The 17,825-nt window shown below is 60.8% G+C and carries 16 protein-coding genes; 5 read left to right on the top strand and 11 right to left on the bottom strand.

Annotated features, from left to right (window positions below; genetic code table 11):
• Window positions 1–125: 125 nt before the first annotated feature.
• Both I5961_RS16095 and I5961_RS16090 read right to left on the bottom strand, forming a co-directional pair.
• On the bottom strand, window positions 126–1,169 hold the full coding sequence (locus I5961_RS16095; protein ID WP_227232822.1) for an LLM class flavin-dependent oxidoreductase: 1,044 nt from the start codon (window positions 1,167–1,169) through the stop codon (window positions 126–128).
• A gap of 67 nt (window positions 1,170–1,236) precedes the next feature.
• Complete coding sequence (locus I5961_RS16090) at window positions 1,237–1,722, bottom strand: flavin reductase family protein (RefSeq protein WP_085703594.1); 486 nt, start codon at window positions 1,720–1,722, stop codon at window positions 1,237–1,239.
• A 325-nt stretch (window positions 1,723–2,047) separates the two neighbouring features.
• On the opposite strand from I5961_RS16090, the gene I5961_RS16085 reads away from it, so the two are divergent.
• Complete coding sequence (locus I5961_RS16085; RefSeq protein WP_085703593.1) at window positions 2,048–3,454, top strand: purine-cytosine permease family protein; 1,407 nt, start codon at window positions 2,048–2,050, stop codon at window positions 3,452–3,454.
• Between the two features lie 252 nt (window positions 3,455–3,706).
• Window positions 3,707–4,807, top strand: coding sequence for a polyamine ABC transporter substrate-binding protein (locus I5961_RS16080; protein ID WP_085703592.1), 1,101 nt, complete (start codon window positions 3,707–3,709; stop codon window positions 4,805–4,807).
• A gap of 37 nt (window positions 4,808–4,844) precedes the next feature.
• On the opposite strand, the gene I5961_RS16075 is transcribed toward I5961_RS16080, so the two are convergent.
• Window positions 4,845–5,822: a TerC family protein gene (locus tag I5961_RS16075; RefSeq protein ID WP_227232821.1), complete on the bottom strand. Its 978-nt coding sequence runs from the start codon at window positions 5,820–5,822 to the stop codon at window positions 4,845–4,847.
• A gap of 109 nt (window positions 5,823–5,931) precedes the next feature.
• Between I5961_RS16075 and I5961_RS16070 the strand changes: the two genes are divergently transcribed.
• Complete coding sequence (locus I5961_RS16070) at window positions 5,932–6,963, top strand: Dyp-type peroxidase (RefSeq protein ID WP_371918976.1); 1,032 nt, start codon at window positions 5,932–5,934, stop codon at window positions 6,961–6,963.
• A gap of 36 nt (window positions 6,964–6,999) precedes the next feature.
• On the opposite strand, the gene I5961_RS16065 is transcribed toward I5961_RS16070, so the two are convergent.
• Both I5961_RS16065 and I5961_RS16060 read right to left on the bottom strand, forming a co-directional pair.
• Complete coding sequence (locus I5961_RS16065; RefSeq protein WP_085703590.1) at window positions 7,000–8,712, bottom strand: amidase; 1,713 nt, start codon at window positions 8,710–8,712, stop codon at window positions 7,000–7,002.
• Window positions 8,713–8,850: 138 nt separating this feature from the next.
• Entirely contained in the window at window positions 8,851–9,639 is a 789-nt protein-coding gene (locus tag I5961_RS16060) for an AraC family transcriptional regulator (protein WP_085698295.1), read from the bottom strand.
• A gap of 84 nt (window positions 9,640–9,723) precedes the next feature.
• Here I5961_RS16060 and I5961_RS16055 point away from each other — a divergent pair, with 84 nt between their 5' ends.
• Complete coding sequence (locus I5961_RS16055; protein ID WP_227232820.1) at window positions 9,724–10,722, top strand: bile acid:sodium symporter family protein; 999 nt, start codon at window positions 9,724–9,726, stop codon at window positions 10,720–10,722.
• Between the two features lie 15 nt (window positions 10,723–10,737).
• On the opposite strand, the gene I5961_RS16050 is transcribed toward I5961_RS16055, so the two are convergent.
• Complete coding sequence (locus I5961_RS16050) at window positions 10,738–11,343, bottom strand: LuxR C-terminal-related transcriptional regulator (protein WP_085698297.1); 606 nt, start codon at window positions 11,341–11,343, stop codon at window positions 10,738–10,740.
• A gap of 113 nt (window positions 11,344–11,456) precedes the next feature.
• Between I5961_RS16050 and I5961_RS16045 the strand changes: the two genes are divergently transcribed.
• A complete protein-coding gene (locus I5961_RS16045; protein ID WP_227232819.1) occupies window positions 11,457–13,094 on the top strand; it encodes a hybrid sensor histidine kinase/response regulator in 1,638 nt (545 codons plus the stop codon).
• Here I5961_RS16045 and yecR read toward each other — a convergent pair.
• The 5 genes from yecR to I5961_RS16020 form a co-directional block, all read right to left on the bottom strand.
• The gene (gene yecR / locus I5961_RS16040) at window positions 13,066–13,374 is read right to left on the bottom strand and encodes a YecR family lipoprotein (RefSeq protein ID WP_085698299.1); all 309 of its coding nucleotides are present in this window, start codon (window positions 13,372–13,374) and stop codon (window positions 13,066–13,068) included. The two genes, I5961_RS16045 and yecR, sit on opposite strands and share 29 nt — an antisense overlap.
• Window positions 13,375–13,434: 60 nt before the next feature.
• On the bottom strand, window positions 13,435–13,749 hold the full coding sequence (locus tag I5961_RS16035; protein WP_085698300.1) for a hypothetical protein: 315 nt from the start codon (window positions 13,747–13,749) through the stop codon (window positions 13,435–13,437).
• 218 nt (window positions 13,750–13,967) lie between these two features.
• Window positions 13,968–14,480 carry a hypothetical protein gene (locus tag I5961_RS16030; protein WP_227232818.1) on the bottom strand — a complete coding sequence of 171 codons (513 nt, stop codon included), beginning with the start codon at window positions 14,478–14,480 and terminating at the stop codon, window positions 13,968–13,970.
• A gap of 690 nt (window positions 14,481–15,170) precedes the next feature.
• Window positions 15,171–16,349, bottom strand: coding sequence for a cystathionine gamma-synthase (locus tag I5961_RS16025; RefSeq protein WP_085698301.1), 1,179 nt, complete (start codon window positions 16,347–16,349; stop codon window positions 15,171–15,173).
• On the bottom strand, window positions 16,346–17,722 hold the full coding sequence (locus I5961_RS16020) for a pyridoxal-phosphate dependent enzyme (protein ID WP_085698302.1): 1,377 nt from the start codon (window positions 17,720–17,722) through the stop codon (window positions 16,346–16,348). Before I5961_RS16020 ends, I5961_RS16025 begins: the two co-directional genes overlap by 4 nt.
• Window positions 17,723–17,825 lie beyond the last annotated feature (103 nt).

Genomic DNA, 17,825 nt, shown 5'->3' with positions numbered 1-17,825 from the left:
TCCTTGCCAGGCGCAAAATCAGACACGAAAAGCAAAAAGACTGAGCCCTGGAAGAATGCCTCCCCCTAAAAAAACGCCCCGAACCTGTCGGGGCGTTTTTTATTGTGGATACCCCCTGCGGCGTATCACCGAAACGCCGGCACCACTTGCTTGATAAACAGCTCCAGCGACTTCTTCTTCTCCGCATGCGGCAAGCTGTTATCACACCAGAAGCTGAACTCATCCACCCCCAGTTCCTGGTAGTACTTGATTCGCGGAATGATCTCTTCCGGCGTGCCGATCATCGCCGTCTTGTGCAGGCTCTCCAGCTCAAACTCCGGCCGTCCGGCAAACTTCTCTTCCGGGCTCGGTGCGAGGAAGCCGTTCACCGGTACTTCCTTGTTGCCGAACCACGCATCGAACGTGCGATAGAAACGTGAGATGGCTTTCGCGCCAACCTTCCAGCCTTCCGGGTCATCCGCCGAGTGCACGTGGGTATGACGCAGCACCATCAGTTGCGGGCGCGGCACGTCGGGGTTGTTGTCCAGCGCAGTCTGGAACTTGTTTTTCAGGTCGAGGACTTCTTCATCGCCCTTCATCAATGGCGTGACCATTACGTTGCAGCCGTTGGCCACGGCGAAGTTGTGCGAGTCCGGGTCGCGGGCGGCGATCCACATTGGCGGGTTGGGCTTCTGGACCGGTTTCGGCACGCTGGTGGAAGTAGGGAATTTCCAGATCTCGCCGTTGTGGGCGTAATCGCCTTGCCACAGCGCGCGGACCACCGGGACCATTTCCCGCAGCGCCTGGCCACCGCTGGAGGCGGGCATGCCGCCGGCCATGCGGTCGAATTCCACCTGATAGGCGCCACGCGCCAGGCCGACTTCCATTCGGCCGTTGCTGATCACATCGAGCAACGCGCATTCACCGGCGACCCGCAGCGGGTGCCAGAACGGCGCGATGATGGTGCCAGCGCCCAGGTGAATGGTAGTGGTCTTGGCCGCGAGGTAGGCCAACAGCGGCATCGGGCTCGGCGAGATGGTGTATTCCATCGCGTGGTGTTCGCCGATCCACACGGTGCTGAAACCGCCGGCTTCGGCCATCAACGTCAGTTCGGTCAGGTCTTCGAACAGTTGACGGTGGCTGACGCTTTCGTCCCAGCGCTCCATGTGTACGAACAGGGAAAATTTCATGACGCTACCTCGAATCTCTTGTGGTCGGCCGGTCGCTTGCCGGCCTGTTTAAGTGCAATCGTGCGGATCAGGCGAAGGCAGGCAGGGCGCCCATCTTGCCGTGGCAATACACCAGCGGGCCGGCGTCCTGCTGAGGGACGATGAGATTTTTCACCGCGCCGACCATGATCGCGTGGTCGCCGCCTTCGTATTCGCGCCACAGCTCACATTCGATGATAGCTGTCGCGTTGGCCAGGATCGGATTGCCCAGTTCGCTCAGCGTCCACTCGATGCCCTGCGCCTTGTCCTTGCCTTTGCGGGCGAACGCATAGGCTTCGCCTTGTTGACCGCCGGACAACACGTGAATGGCAAAGCGTTTGTTCTTGATCAGGACGGGATAGGAATCGGAACTGTAATTGGGGCAGAACAGCACCAGGGCGGGGTCCATCGACAGCGAACTGAAGGCGCTGGCGGTCAGGCCGACGATCTGGCCGTCGTCATCCAGCGTGGTGATGACGGTAACGCCGGACGGGAACGAGCCCATGACTTGTTTGTAGACGGCAGCATCGATCATTGGTCAATCCTCGAGTGCGGTGAAGCGTGTTTTTATTCGTTTGTGGGTCTGATGGTATACCGTAATACATCGATTGCAAGCGCTTTTTTGGTGAAACGATAAACGTGGTTCATCCGTCGGAAAGTCAGCATTTACAGGGCTTTGCTCTAGCCGTGAACGCTGGCTATCAGGGAGGATGCCGGATCAGATGCCGTCGCAAAAAGCGGATCAGTCTTGTGAAAAGTTTGGAATACCATAATATGGTCTGCATCTGAGGGGCGGCCAAGAAGCACCCCCGGTTTGGCTTCATACAACGATAAGAACAGACCCAATCGAGTTCATTTTTATGTCCCAGATGTCCCGGCAAGATCCGTTGATCGAGAATCACACGGTCGACTACGTCCCACTCGCGGAACGCCACGGGAAGGCCCGCGACCTTTTCACCCTTTGGTTCAGCACCAACATTGCGCCACTGCCCATTGTCACCGGCGCCATGGTGGTTCAGGTGTTTCATCTCGACCTGTTCTGGGGGCTGCTGGCGATTGCGCTGGGGCACATGATCGGCGGCGTGGTGATCGCCCTGGCGTCGGCGCAAGGCCCGCGCATGGGCATTCCGCAGATGGTCCAGAGTCGGGGCCAGTTCGGGCGTTACGGTGCGCTGTTGATCGTGTTCTTCGCGGCGATCATCTATATCGGCTTCTTTATTTCCAACATTGTGCTGGCCGGCAAGTCCATCGTCGGCATTGCGCCGTCGGTACCGGCGCCGCTGAGCATCCTGATCGGCGCCCTCAGTGCCACCGCCATCGGCGTGATCGGCTACAACTTCATCCACACGCTCAACCGCATCGGCACCTGGGTGATGGGCAGTGCGCTGCTGGCCGGTTTCATCTACATCTTTGCCCATGAGTTACCGGCGGACTTCTTCACCCGAGGCAGCTTCAATCTGTCCGGTTGGCTGGCGACGGTGTCGCTGGGGATCATCTGGCAGATCAGTTTCTCGCCCTATGTCTCCGACTATTCCCGTTACCTGCCGGCGGACATCGGGATCGGCAAACCCTTTATCGCGACTTATCTGGGCGCCACCCTGGGCACGATTCTGTCGTTCACCTTCGGCGCAGTGGCGGTTTTGGCGACGCCGGAAGGCACCGAAGCGATGGCGGCGGTCAAGCAGTCCACCGGTTGGCTGGGGCCGATTCTGATGGTGCTGTTCCTGCTCAACATCATCAGCCACAACGCGCTGAATCTGTATGGCGCGGTGCTGTCGATCATCACCTCGATTCAGACCTTCGCCAGCCAGTGGACGCCAAGCATCAAGGTGCGGGTGATCTTGTCGAGCGTGGTGCTGGCGAGCTGCTGTGTGGTGGCGCTGGGGGCATCGGCGGATTTCATTTCCGAGTTCATCGGGCTGATTCTGGCGTTGCTGCTGGTGTTGGTACCGTGGGCGTCGATCAATCTGATCGACTTCTACCTGATCAAGCGCGGCAGTTACGACATCGCCTCGATCTTCCGCGCCGACGGCGGCATTTATGGGCGCTTCAACCTACACGCGATCATTGCCTACTTCATCGGCATCATCGTGCAGCTGCCGTTCGCCAATACATCGTTGTATGTCGGGCCGTACGCCAATCTGGTGGAAGGCGCGGACCTGTCGTGGCTGGTCGGCCTGATCGTCACCTGCCCGCTGTATTACTGCCTGGCGACCCGTGGCCAGACGCAACAGAGCAGGGCGGCGCGGTTGGGTTTTACTGATTGATCTTCTGCAGTCTTCTCAAACAATGCCCGGCACTTTGTCGGGCATTGTTGTTTCCGCATCCCGGCGGTCACGCAAATTGGCCATTTCGATCCCCTTTTGGCCAATGGGCTACTGTGCTGCGTCTACGCTGTCAGGAAGAATCGAAGCCACAACAAAATGCTGCACCTTCCTTGCCCTTGGCTGATCTGACAGCCGCTGCCGTGTACAGAACATAAAAACCATCGACTCACGCTGCATTCGGGGAAACACAATATGGTCACGATGAAACGCATTCTGGGCGCCACTGTTTGCGGGCTGACGCTGCTGGCCGGCGCCGTGCAGGCCGAACAGCGCGAACTGCGGGTGTACAACTGGGCGGATTACATTCTGCCGTCGGTGCCCAAGGACTTCGCCGCCAAAAGCAACATCAAAGTGACCTGGGACACCTTCGACACCAACGAATCCCTCGAAGCCAAGCTGCTGACCGGCAACTCCGGCTACGACCTGGTGGTGCCGTCGAACCAGTTCCTCGAGACCCAGATCAAGGCCGGCGTGTTCCAGAAACTCGACAAGTCCAAGCTGCCGAACTGGAGTCACCAGGATCCGGCGTTGCTCAAGTTGCTCGACGCCAACGACCCCGGTAACCAGTACGGCGTGCCCTACATGGTCGGTACGGTGCTGATCGGTTTTAACCCGGCCAAGGTCAAGGCAGCGCTCGGCGAGAATGCACCGGTGGACAGTTGGGATCTGGTGTTCAAACCGGAGAACATGGAGAAGCTGAAATCCTGTGGCGTGGCGATGCTCGATTCCCCATCGGAAATTCTGCCGCTGGCCTTGCATTATCTGGGCCTCGATCCGAACAGCCAGAACCCGGCCGACTATGAGAAAGCCAAGGACCTGATGCTCAAGGTTCGCCCTTACGTCACTTACTTCAACTCGGCCAAGTACATGACCGACATCGCCAACGGCGACATCTGCGTGGCCATCGGTTATTCCGGCAGCTTCTACCAGTTCGGCAACCGCGCCAAAGAAGCGAAAAACGGCGTGGTGGTCGACTGGCGCTTGCCGAAGGAGGGCGCACCGATCTGGTTCGACACCTTCGCCATTCCGAAGAGCGCGAAGAACGTTGAAGAAGCCCACGAGTTCCTCAACACCTTGCTCGATCCGAAGGTCATCGCCTCGATCAGTGATTTTCTTGGCTACCCGAACGCCAACAAGGATTCGCTGCCGCTGATCAACAAGGAAATCACTGGCAACCCCAACCTGACGCCGACCAGCGAAGCGCTGAAGAAACTGTACGTGGTGCAGCCGTTGCCTCAGAAGCTGGAGCGGGTGCGGACCCGGGTGTGGACCAGCATCAAATCCGATAAATAGGTTAAAAGCCGAGGGAGCGAATTCGCTCCCTCGGCCATTATTTCGCCTGACTTTCCTCGGGCGACTTGTCCTTCGTCAGGATCAGACTCAGCAACACCGATGTCAGAATCACCCCGCCGACAATCGCCAGCGACCACTCCACCGGCATGTGAAACCACGGCATAACCGTCATCTTCCCACCGATAAACACCAGCACCAGCGCCAGCCCGTATTTGAGTAGATGAAAGCGGTCGGCCATGTCTGCCAAAAGAAAGTACAGCGCCCTCAAGCCCATGATCGCGAAGATATTCGAGGTAAAAATGATGAACGGATCGGTGGTCACCGCGAAGATCGCCGGGATGCTGTCGACCGCGAACATCAGGTCACTGGCCTCGATCAGCACCAGCACCAGAAACATCGGCGTGGCCCAGCGCACGCCGTTTTGCAACACGAAAAAGCGCTCGCCGTGGAAGCTATTGGTGATGCGTAAATGTCCACGGGCCCAACGCACGATCGGATTTTTTTCAAGATCTGGCTGCTGATCGGCGAACATCAACATCTTGATCCCGGTAATGATCAGGAACACACCGAACACGTACAGCAGCCACGTAAACTGCGACACCAGCCACACCCCGGCAAAAATCATCGCCGCGCGCATCACGATCGCTCCCAGTACGCCGTACAGCAACACCCTGCGCTGCAACTCCGGCGGCACGGCGAAGTAGCTGAAGATCATCACGAACACGAACATGTTGTCGATCGACAGCGACTGTTCGATCAAATAGCCGGTGAGGAATTCCAGGGTCTTGACCTTGGCGATGTCGGGACCGAATTCGCCGTTCAGATACCAACAGAGCAACCCGGCGAAGGCCATCGCCAGCATGCACCAGGCGATCACCCAGGATGAGGCTTCCCGCACAGAGACCCGATGCGCCTTGCGCCCACCGAAGACGAACAGGTCGACGGCCAGCATAGCGAGGACAAAAACGATGAAGGCGACCCACATCCAGGGTTCGCCGATGTTGATGGGGTGCATGCCGTTCTCCCTGTCGTTATGTTTTTCGGGGTAGACGCGGCCATCCTAGTAGGAGTCTTCCGGCAAAGAAAAATCGTTTATTTCGTGGGTATTGTTCGTTAAAAACGAAATGTCGGACGACAGGGCAGGCGCGGGTAATACTTCGTTCAACGCTTCTTTGCTAACCTCGCTGTCGAGCCAGTTCACCACTTCGGGAGTCACGATCATCGACACGCCAGATCCTCAAGCCGTCTGCAGCCCGATCACCAGCGCTGCCATATTCATCGTGGCCACTCTCAACGCCGAGGCCGAGGCCGCTGAAAAAGTCCGTGGCTGGTGCGCCGATATAGCGGGCCTGACGCGCTCGGTCGGCAAGCGCGTTCCATCGGGAAATCTGTCCTGCGTGTGCGGATTTTCTTCCAGCGCATGGGATCGACTGTTCGGCAGTCCACGCCCCGCGTCCCTGCATGATTTTCGCGAGTTCGGTGTAGAAGGGCGGCGGGCTGTTTCCACGCCTGGCGACTTGCTGTTGCACGTTCGAGCCGATCAGATGGACCTGTGTTTCGAACTGGCGACGCAGTTGATGTCGGCGCTGGACGGCGCCGTGACGGTGACCGACGAGGTGCAGGGTTTCCGCTATTTCGACATGCGCAGCATCATCGGTTTCGTCGACGGCACGGAAAATCCGGTCGGCCGCAAAGCCGAGCATTTCACTCTGGTCGGCGATGAAGATCAGCCGTTCAGTGGCGGCAGTTACGTGCTGGTGCAGAAGTATCTGCACAACATGAAGGCCTGGAACGAATTGTCGGTTGAGGCGCAGGAGAGGGTGATCGGGCGTACCAAACTGTCCGATATCGAACTGGACGACTCAGTCAAACCGAGCAATTCCCACAGTGCGTTGACGACCATCACCAAGGATGGCGAAGAGGTGAAGATCCTGCGCGACAACATGCCGTTCGGCCGGCCAGGGGCAGGCGAATTCGGCACTTACTTCATCGGGTACGCGCGCTCCCCGGAGCCGCTGGAGCAGATGCTGGAGAACATGTTCGTTGGCAAGCCGCCCGGCAATTACGACCGCTTGCTGGACTTCAGCACGGCCGTCACGGGCAGTCTGTTCTTCGTGCCTTCGGCGGATTTGCTGGAAGAGCTGGCAGAGCGATAAAAAACGGCGGGATCAATTGATCCCGCCGTTTTGCATTTACTTGCCTGTCGCCAGTGCTGGCGTACGTGGCGGTATCCGTCGTTTCGAACCGGTCGCCTCGAACGCCGCAGCAAGGCGCAGCAACGTCGAATCATCATAGGCGCGACCAGCGAAGGTCAGGCCGACCGGCATGCCGATGTCTGCCATCACGCCCATCGGTACCGTGACGGTCGGTACGCCGAGGTGGCGGATCGCGAGGTTGCCGTTGGCGACCCAGATGCCGTTGCTCCAGGCGATGTCCGCCGAAGCCGGGTTGACGTCGGCGTCAGCCGGGGCAACGTCGGCGTTGGTCGGGAACAGCACGGCGTCGAGGCCCAAGCGATCCATCCAGTCTTCGAGGTCGAGCTTGCGGGTCTTTTCCAGGCCGCGCAGGCCGTCCGGCAGGGTCGGGATCTGATCCCACGGCGTGATGCCACGCTCGGCCATGCGCACGTATTCGTCCATGCCGGCGGCGAGGTCGCCTTCGCGGTTGGGCAGTGTGCCGGGGTCGTGCGGGAAGATTTTCGGGCCGTCGACGTCCGCCAGTCGATTGAGTTTCGGATCACCGTTGGCGCGCAGGAAATCATCGAACGCCCAGGCCGACAGATCCCACAGTTCGTGGTGCATGAACTCTTTCGAAACGATGCCGCGATTGAACACGGTCGGTGCGCCCGGACGATCGCCTTCGCAGTTGGAGACCAGTGGAAAATCCACTTCGATCACTTCGGCACCGGCGGCCTCAAGGGCCTGACGGGCCTGTTTCCACAGATCGATTACCGAGGCGCGGGTGTTGATGCGCTGCCCGGTCGGGCCGCCGATGCCCGGTGCTTCGCTGGTGCCGGCCTCGGGGTCGGCGTTGATGTACATGCGCGGTACGCCCAGACGTTTGCCGGCCAGTGCATCACTTTTCACCGCGAGTTCGAGATAGGAAGCAGGGCGAACCGAGGCGACGCTCGGGATCGGCACCCAGGGTTGCAGGCGCCACAGATCGCCTCGGGTGTCGGTGTCTTCGGCGACCACCACATCGAGCACTTCCAGCAGGTCAGCCATGGTGCGGGCGTATGGCACCACCACGTCCATGGTCGGCGTCAGCGGCCAGTTGCCGCGTACCGAAATCACCCCGCGCGATGGCGTGTAGGCGCACAGGCCATTGTTGGATGCCGGGCCGCGACCGCTCGACCAGGTTTCTTCCGCCAGACCGAATGCCGAGAAGCTTGCAGCGGTGGCGGTACCGGCACCGTTCGACGAGCCGGAAGCGAAGGGAGCCGTCAGGTAGTCGGCGTTGTAAGGGCTTTCGGCACGGCCATAGACCCCGCGCTGCATCCCGCCATTGGCCATCGGCGGCATGTTGGTCTTGCCCAGGCAGATCGCGCCGCCCGCACGCAGGCGTTCGATGGTGAACGCGTCGCGCTGGGCCACCAGATCGGCGAAGGCCGGGCTGCCGGACGCGGCGGTCAGGCCTTTGACCAGATAACTGTCCTTGGCGGTATAAGGGATGCCGTCCAGCGGACCGAGGGTTTCCCCCTTGGCACGACGGTCGTCCGAGGCCTGCGCTTCTTTCAGTGCGTCAGGATTTCGCACGATTACTGCGTTCAGGGCAGTGGCGGTACCCGGGCCGTCAAAGGCGTCGATGCGCGCCAGGTAGGCCTGCACCAGTTCAACCGCTGTGGTCTGGCCGGATTCGAGCGCCGCGCGCAATTGGGCAATGGAAACTTCAGTGACTTCGATCATGCTGTTACCGCCGACAGGTTCGCTAAAGGGTGGTTGATCATTGTTATCGTCGAAAGATGTCAAAGATTCTTGATGGGCGAAACTCTACCCTGAAATTTGCCCAATGGCATGCACAAAGTCGATAAATATCGGTTAATTTCATCGGAAAAACTCACCCGGCGTTTCACCGAACTGTTGGCGAAACGCCGCGATAAACGCTGAGGTCGAGTCGTAACCGCAGGCCAAAGCCACGTCGGTGACGCGTTCGCCACGTTCCAGCGGCGTCAGCGCCCTCAACAGACGCAGGCGCTGACGCCAGGTGCGGAAGGTCAAACCGGTGTCGCGCAGGAACAGCCGAGTCAGAGTTTTCTCGGTTACGCCGAATTTTTCGCTCCAGTGCGCCAGGGTGGTCTGCTGTTCCGGATGTTGCTCCAGACTTTGATAGATCTGGCGCAAGCGACTGTCCTGCGGCAATGGCAGCATCAGATCGATGGGCGGGGCATCGGCCAGTTGATCGAGGATCACCTGGGCCAAACGCCCGTGCGGGCCGCTCTGGTCATACTCGACAGGTATCTGACTGAAGGCCCGAATCAGCTCCCGCAAAAGATCACTGACGCCGAGTACATGACAACGCTCGGGCGCCCAGTTGGCGACACTGCAATCAATGTAAAGGCTGCGCATTTCCGTGTGCGGCGAACTGAATACTCGATGCGGCACGCCCGCCGGAATCCACACCGCCCGTTCCGGTGGTGCGACGAAACGACCGACGGCGGTTTGCACTTCGAGCACGCCCTGGATCGCGTAGGACAACTGCACCCACGGATGACTGTGACGGCGGGTCAGCGCGCGATTGGGCAGTGATTCAGTGCGCCCGTACAGCGGACGCGGCAGGCTGGGTAACCCGGGAATGCTGCGTCTGACGCTCTTGTCGTGTCCTTTTGGCGGCATCTGTGGGTTCTTCGGCGTTAGTCGGTAATTTCCAGTCACGTTAGAGTCGCTTCCACGTACTGGCAACCCCCGGATGAACAAACCATGACGCGCCCACGCTTTTTGCCCGACAACTTCACCCTGACCCTGATCGGCGTGGTGCTGCTGGCCAGCTTCCTGCCCGCCAGCGGCCAGGTCGCGACCGGTTTCGGCTGGCTGACCAACATTGCGATTGCGCTGCTGTTTTTCCTGCACGGCGCCAAGCTGTCGCGGGAATCGATCATCGCCGGCGCCGGCCACTGGCGCCTGCATTTGCTGGTGTTCGGTCTGACTTTTGTCCTGTTCCCGCTACTGGGTCTGGCGCTCAAGCCGCTGTTGTCACCGCTGATCGGTGATCAGCTGTACATGGGCATGCTTTACCTGTGTGCGCTGCCGGCCACGGTGCAGTCGGCGATTGCCTTCACTTCGCTGGCGCGGGGTAATATTCCGGCGGCGATCTGCAGTGCGGCGGCGTCCAGTCTGTTCGGGATTTTCCTCACGCCGCTGCTGGTGACGCTGCTGCTCAACGTCCACGGCGACGGCGGCTCGACCCTCGACGCGATCGTGAAAATCAGTGTGCAACTGCTGCTGCCGTTCATCGCCGGTCAGATCGCTCGTCGCTGGATCGGCGCCTGGGTCGGTCGCAACAAGAACTGGCTGAAATTCGTCGATCAAGGCTCGATTCTGCTGGTGGTCTACGGCGCGTTCAGCGAGGCGGTGAACGAGGGTATCTGGCACCAGATTCCGGTGATCGACCTGCTGGGGCTGGTAGTGGTCTGTTGCATTCTGCTGGCGCTGGTGCTGTTGGCGTCCACGCTGCTGGGCAGGACATTTGGTTTCAGTCAGGAAGACCGCATCACCATCCTGTTCTGCGGCTCGAAGAAAAGCCTGGCCACCGGTGTGCCGATGGCGCAGGTGTTGTTTGCCGGGAGTGCGATCGGTGTGCTGATTCTGCCGCTGATGCTGTTCCATCAGATTCAATTGATGGTTTGTGCGGTGCTGGCGCAGCGCTATGCGAAACGCCAGGAATCGGTGCCTGAACTGATGGCCCAGGTCGATCCTTGATCCAGGCTTCTGACGCTAACCCGTTCCGGAATACTTGACTGCCGCCGCTGCCCGCGACGGCACGTTGAGCACCCGCAACAACGACGACACATGAATCCGCACCGTGAACGGCGAAATGTCCAGTTCACGGGCGATTTCCTTGTTGGTTTTGCCCTGGGCGATCAGCCTTAATACCTCTTGCTGACGCGGGGTGAGGGCGGTGCCGGTGTCCAGCGGCAGCAGGCCGGACGGGGCGAATTTCACCAGAACCTCACCTTCACGAATCGCCCGGATTGCCTGACCGATCTCGTCCGGGGCGATGTTCTTGCCGATAAAACCATCGATACCGGCGGCCATGACTTCGCCGATCAGCACTTCGTCATCGACCATCGACACCACGATCAGCGTGGTTCTCGGCAGGCGCCGACGCAGTTCCGCGAGCTGGCTGACACAGGTCAGTCCGGGAAAACGCAGGTCGAGGATCAAGGTGTCGGGCTCATCGCCGGCCGGCAGCAGGGCGAGCACGGTGTCGAGGTCGCCGGCTTCTTCGATCAGGGCGTCGGGCAGCAAACGCTGGACAGTGCGCAGCAGCGCTTCGCGAAACAACGGGTGATCGTCGGCTATGATGATTCGGCACGCCATGGCAAAACCCTCCCTGGGTCAGCATTTCTCACGGCATGCACCTTAGCACCGGGCGAAGGGTTTGCCTGTTGATTCGTGCTGTTATGACGACTGCCGCACAAGGACGTTCCGCCATGAAGTTCGAAAAGAACACCGAGCTCGACCAGGCCAATCTGCGCATCATCATCGCCAGCATCGCGCTGGTTTACATGGCCGTGCTCGGTTTCCTGCCGGGCCAGCGCTTCGATACTTACCTGCCGGTGGTCACCTACATTGCCCTGTTTTTGCTGGCCTCCGTTGTGCTGCGCCAGGCCATCGTGCGCTGGCCGGGGCATTATCCGGCGCGGCGTATTTTCGGCATGCTCCACGATTACACCGGCACCAGTTTCGGGCTGGTGGTCGGCGGCGAGGCAGCGCTGCCCATCTACGCCGTCATGGTCTGGGTCAATCTCGGCAACGGCATGCGTTACGGCTCGCGCTACCTGGCGATCGCCACGGTGCTGGCATTGCTCGCGCTGTTGGCGGTCTATCGATTGACGCCGTACTGGCAAGCGCAACCGTTCATGGTGTTGATGCTGATGATCACCAGCACGGTGATTCCGGTGTATGCGCACCTGCTGCTGGAGCGCACGCGCAAGGCATCGGAAGAGGCGGTGGCTGCCAATCTGGAAAAATCGCGTTTCCTGGCCCAGGCCAGTCATGACCTGCGTCAGCCGATCCACTCCATTGGGTTGTTTACCGCGTGTCTGCGTGAGTCGCGGCTGGGCGAAGAGGAGCGGCGGCTGGTGGACAGCATCGACCGTTCGCTGCTCAACGTGTCGCAGCTGTTTCGCTCGATTCTCGATCTCTATACCCTCGATAACGGGCGGATTCTGCCCCGCCTGCAGACGCTTGAACTGGGCGAGTGGCTGGCGGATCTGATCCGCCAGAACGCCGAAGCCGCACGTTGGGCGGGTGTGGAGTTACGCTTGCGGCGCTGTGAACATTGGGTGCGTACCGATCCGGCGTTGCTCGCGACCATGGTCCAGAATGTGCTCTCCAACTGCTTCAAATACGGTGCACACCGGCCGGTGCTGATCGGTGTGCGCAAGCGCGGCGCGGGACTGGCCATCTCGATCTATGACCGCGGCAACGGGATCGCCGAAGAGCATTTGCCCAAGGTGTTCGAAGAGTTTTATCGGGTTCGCCAGCTGCGTGACAAAGACGTTGAAGGCGTGGGCCTGGGGCTGTCGATTGTCCGGCGTCTGGGGCAGTTGATCGGTGTCGATGTCGCGATCCGCTCACGGCTGGGGCATGGCACGGCGGTGACCTTGCATGGGCTGCCGCTGGCGCCGCCGCAGATGCCGGTCAATCGAGAGGAGCCTCGGCAAATCGGGTTGCTGACGGGGTTGAAGGTGTGTCTGGTGGAGGATGATCGCAACGTTCTGCTGGCGACTTCAGCGTTGCTCGAGCGTTGGGGCTGCGTCGTGCAGGCCGAGCTGAGCGGGCAGGGGCTGGTCACGGACTGCGACATCATCGTTGCCGACTATGACCTCGGCTCCCACAGCACCGGCATCGAGTGCATTGATGAGGTTCGTCGTCAGCGGGGTCATGCGGTACCGGCCATGATCATCACCGGGCATGACATCGAAAAAATCCAGGCGGCCCTGCATGATCGGCAGATCGCCATTCTGTCCAAGCCGGTACGCCCGGCCGAGCTGCGCGCGACCTTGCGTGCGCTGCGCGACCGGCAGACCGAAGCTGTCAGCGCTTACACAGATAGTCCTGCGTGATGGTGGTTTGCAGGCAGTTGTACTGGCCCATGGTGCGGCAGATGTTTTTCTCCGAGCCTGAGACTTCGGCGCTCTTGTAGCCCCAGACCTTGCAACGGCCTTCAGCTGCGGCCAACCCTTGAGCGGCGGAGGTTTGCCCGCTTTCGAACTGGCCCAGTTCATAGGAAACCTGGACAACGCCGTCGGTCTTGCTGCCGCCGGTGGCTTCCCATTGTTTGGGGGTGGCGCAGCCGGTGAGCGCTAAGGCCGCGAGGGTGAGGCTGGCGATGAGTGTTTTCATGATCGAGCGGAATCCTTTACCGGGTGAGAGGAGGCACTAAGACGGTTTTTCTGCGCCGGATTACTGGTACGGAATCGGCGACGCACCTTTGGGCAGGCAGGACAGCGGAGGTGTCATGATGCCCATGCTGGCCACCGCGATGATCGCGCCACTGGGCAACTCGCAGTTGTATTCGCCGGCGGCGGTGTAGGCGGTGTAGTAGGTCAGCGTGCTGTCGTTGCGGATGTTGCCGATCCTGGTGACCGGTTGGCCGATGACGGTCTGGGCGCGTTCGCGCATGCTGTCTTCAGTGGGTTTGGCGGTCTGGCAACCGCTGGCGCCGAGAAGCAGGGCACCGAGGACTGTGATCCTGGCGAGGCTGGCGTGTAGTTTCATGGTGTTTCTTCCTTGGTGTTGTTGTTTTTCCAGGCACAACGATCCCGCGCACTGCGCAGCGGCAATGTTGGGGAGTGTCGGGGGTTGCGAGGGAATATAACGCCAGGGAACGGGGTGGTCGATTAGCACAAATGTGCTAGTGCGGCGCAACCAGCGGCAGGCTGGTTGCGCCGATAGCGGTTATTGAGGGCTGTTGAACTGGTCGGAATAGCTGCCGCTCATGAGGGCGGAAGCCACCTGGTCCGAACCGACGCCTGCGCGGGAGTAGGCGAGTCGGCTGGCACCGACCTTGTCTGCGCCATCGGCGGCGAGCGCGCCTGCACCGACATGATCCGCGCCGTCAGAGGCAACGGCACCTGCGCCGACGTGATCCGCGCCATCAGAAGCAACGGCACCTGCGCCGACGTGGTCCGCGCCATCAGAAGCAACGGCACCTGCACCGACGTGATCCGCGCCGTCAGAGGCAACGGCACCTGCACCGACATGATCCGCGCCATCAGAAGCAACGGCACCTGCGCCGACATGATCCGCGCCGTCAGAAGCAACGGCACCTGCGCCGACGTGGTCCGCGCCGTCAGAGGCGACAGCGCCTGCGCCAACGTGATCTGCGCCGTCAGAAGCAACGGCACCTGCGCCGACGTGATCCGCGCCGTCAGAAGCAACGGCGCCCGCGCCAACGTGATCGGAACCATCAGAGGCAACGGCACCTGCGCCAACATGATCCGATCCATCGGAAGCCACCGCCCCCGCCCCCACATGATCCGCCCCATCCGACGCCAATGCCTGCGCCTTCGCAGCCCAGACATTGGGCACTGCCACCGTTGCCGCAACTGCCAGGACGAGGCCCGGCCAAAGCGTGTGCTTCATGATTTTCTCCACGCCCCATCAGCCACACAGCAACCGAGCTTTATCCGTCATTCGATCTTTGATCATTGACGGAAGGCTCGTCGGCCCGGGGTCAACCAGATTGGTGAGTGGCACAGGGCACCGCAGGGTGCACGGGTGTCGATGGTTTACAGGAAATCTGGACAGCCAGCTGAAAAGTATAGTTCGCCCTTGGCGGGAGGCAGGCTTACGGGCCGTGAAAGCGATAGTCGGTTAACTTCCTTGCAGGGCAGCGCTAGAAAACAATCAGTCTAAAAACCGCGTAGCGCAATGCAGCGTGTTTGCTAGGCTCAAGCATGTAGGCGAAGACGCAGACTGATGCGCAAGCGGATAGCGAGGAAGCGTTGGGCGCGTTCCGAAGGGTACACGGTTAGAAAGAACCCCGCGCTGGGTTCCAGCCCTTATGCCGTGTGAAGCAGCAGAGCACATTGCCTGTACTGTGGGAGTCCTGAGAAACCTCGTAAGCCAGAGACCAGCACTGGCCGCCTACTCGAACACCAAAGCCCGCCTCGTGCGGGCTTTGACGTTTTCGGGCTTTAGATGCTGGTCAGCGCCTGCGCCAGATCCGCACGCAGGTCCTCGATATCCTCGACGCCCACCGACAGACGCACCAGGCTGTCACCGATGCCAAGCTTGGCACGGGTTTCTGCGGGGATGGTCGCGTGAGTCATGATCGCCGGGTGCTCAATCAGGCTTTCCACGCCGCCAAGGCTTTCGGCCAACGCAAAGATCTGCACGTTCTCCAGGAAGCGCCGGGCGCCCGCCAGATCACTGTTCAGATCCAGTGAAATCATTCCGCCGAAACCACGCATCTGACGCTTGGCCAGTTCATGCTGCGGGTGAGATTCCAGGCCCGGGTAGTAGACGCGTTTGACCTGCGGCTGTTGCTCCAGCCAGCGCGCCAGTTCCAGTGCGTTGCTGCAATGACGCTCCATACGCAGTGCCAGGGTCTTCACGCCGCGCAGAGTCAGGAACGCGTCGAACGGGCCGGAGATGGCGCCAACGGCGTTCTGCAGGAAGCCCAGGCGTTCGGCCAGCGCAGGATTGTCACCGACCACCGCGATCCCGCCGATCACATCGGAGTGACCGTTCAGGTATTTGGTGGTCGAGTGCAGCACGATGTCGAAACCCAGTTCCAGCGGACGCTGGATCCATGGACTGGCGAAGGTGTTGTCGGCCACGCAGATGATCCCGCGCGCCTTGCAGATGCGCGCGATGGCGGCGAGGTCGGACAGGCTCAGCAGCGGGTTGGTCGGGGTCTCGACCATGACCATGCGCGTGTCGTCCTGCAGCGAGGCTTCGAACGCCGACAGATCGGCCAGATCGACGTAGCTGAAACGATGCCCCGCACTGCGCTGGCGCACCTTGTCGAACAGGCGGAACGTGCCGCCATACAGGTCATTGCCGGAGACGATGTGCGAGCCGGCGTCGATCAGTTCGAGTACGGTGGAAATCGTCGCCAGCCCGGAAGCGAAGGCAAACGCCTGGGTGCCACCCTCCAGATCCGCCACGCAACGCTCCAGAGCAAAACGCGTCGGGTTGTGCGAGCGGCCGTAGTCGAAACCCTTGTGCACGCCGGGGCTGTCTTGCAGGTAGGTGGAGTTGGCGTAGATCGGCGGCATCAGCGCGCCAGTGGTCGGGTCCGGCGTTTGCCCGGCGTGGATCACGCGGGTGGCGAAGCCTTGTTGACGGGCGTTCTTGTCGTGCTGGCTCATGCCAGGGATCTCCGTAATTGATTGAGCATGTCGACGCGAGTGATCAGGCCGTGGAAGCCTGAAGCGTCGGCGATGATGGCCACCAGGCCGCTGCTGAGCACGGTTTCCAGTTCAGCCAGCGTGGCGCCGGGGGCGAGGGTTTGCAACTTGTCCGTCATCGCGCTGGAAACGGGTTTGCTGAAGAGCGAGGCGTCTTCGTGCACGCGCACCAGAATGTCCGATTCATCGATCACGCCGACCAGTTGCTTGCCATCTACCAACACCGGCAGTTGCGAAACGTCTGCCAGGCGCATGCGCTGGAACGCGGTCATCAGCGTATCGTCCGGTCCGACGCTGACGACCTTGCCGTCTTCGAAGCGACGGGCAATCAGGTCGCGCAGGTCGCCGTAGCGTTTGCGCTGCAACAGGCCCTGATCGGTCATCCACTGGTCGTTGTAGACCTTCGACAGGTAGCGGGTGCCGGTGTCGCAAACGAAGCTGACCACGCGTTTCGGCTCGGTCTGTTCGCGGCAGTAGCGCAGCGCGGCGGCGAGCAGGGTGCCGGTGGACGAGCCGCCGAGAATGCCTTCGGCTTTCAACAGCTGACGCGCGTGATCGAAGCTTTCTTCGTCGCTGATCGAGTAGGCGCTGCGCACGCTCGACAGATCGGTGATCGACGGAATGAAGTCCTCGCCGATGCCTTCCACCGCCCAGGATCCGGCGGTGCCCAAGTGCTTGCTGCGGCTGTATTCGGCCATCACCGAACCGACCGGGTCGGCCAGGACCATTTCCAGATCAGGTTGTACGCGTTTGAAGAAACGGGTCAGGCCGGTCAGCGTGCCGGCCGAACCGACACCGACCACGACGGCGTCCAGGTCATGCTCGGTCTGGGCCCAGATTTCCGGCCCGGTGCTGCACTCGTGGGCCAGCGGGTTGGCGGGGTTGTTGAACTGGTCGGCGAAGAAGGCGCCGGGAATGTCTTTGGCCAGACGCGCGGCGACATCCTGGTAATACTCGGGATGGCCTTTGCCGACATCGGAGCGGGTGATGTGCACTTCGGCGCCCATGGCCTTGAGGTGCAGGACTTTTTCGGTGGACATTTTGTCCGGCACCACCAGCACGACGCGGTAGCCTTTGGCGCGTCCGACCAGGGCCAGGCCCAGACCGGTGTTACCGGCGGTGGCCTCGACAATCGTGCCGCCGGGTTGCAGGCGACCGTCGCGTTCAGCGGCGTCGATCATGGCCAGGCCGATGCGGTCCTTGATCGAGCCGCCGGGGTTCTGTGATTCGAGTTTGAGAAACAGGGTGCAGGGACCGGTATCGAAGCGGGTGACTTTTACCAGCGGCGTATTGCCGATCAGCCCAAGTACGGCAGGGCGTGAATCCTTTGACATCTCTTCACCTCTTTGTGGTGTTGATCGCGTTCCATTCGCGGGGAAAAAGCTCGCGTGCAACATAGGCCCAGACTTGAGCTGTCGCAACCTTTAAACGGCCGTA

The organism is Pseudomonas sp. IAC-BECa141 (genome assembly GCF_020544405.1).
In the GTDB taxonomy this organism is placed as follows: Bacteria; Pseudomonadota; Gammaproteobacteria; order Pseudomonadales; family Pseudomonadaceae; genus Aquipseudomonas.
The sequence above is the reverse complement of the archived record's forward strand: the minus strand, read 5'-3'. Positions and strand labels throughout refer to the sequence as shown.